The organism is Thermus sp. FJN-A (assembly GCF_054655095.1).
This window is the reverse complement of the sequence record NZ_BAAHSC010000078.1, coordinates 1-260: the sequence shown is the minus strand read 5'-3', so window position 1 is coordinate 260 and position 260 is coordinate 1. Positions and strand designations below refer to the sequence as shown.

The following is a 260-nucleotide window of genomic DNA, read 5'->3' as shown; positions in this document are numbered from 1 at the left end:
AAGGGGTGGGGCGGGGGAGGGACCTCGAGGCCGACCTCAAGGCCTGGCAGAGGCGCTACCCGGGGAACGAGGAGAAGGCGAGGAGCCTCCTCAAGGCCCTCAAGCGCCCCGAAGGGGTGAACCCCGTCACCCTCGTCGTGGACGACGCCACGGGCCTCACCCCCAGTGTGGTCCCCTGGCTGGTGGCCTTCGCCGAGGTGGCCACCCTGGTCCTGGCCGTCCACCCGGAGACCCTCAGGAAGGGGGGTACAAAGCGGCTA

The 260-nt window shown here is 70.8% G+C and carries 1 pseudogene; it reads left to right on the top strand.

The window, feature by feature from the left end:
* A pseudogene (locus tag ACYQ0J_RS00415) lies at positions 1 to 260 on the top strand (ATP-binding protein); the annotation flags it as partial.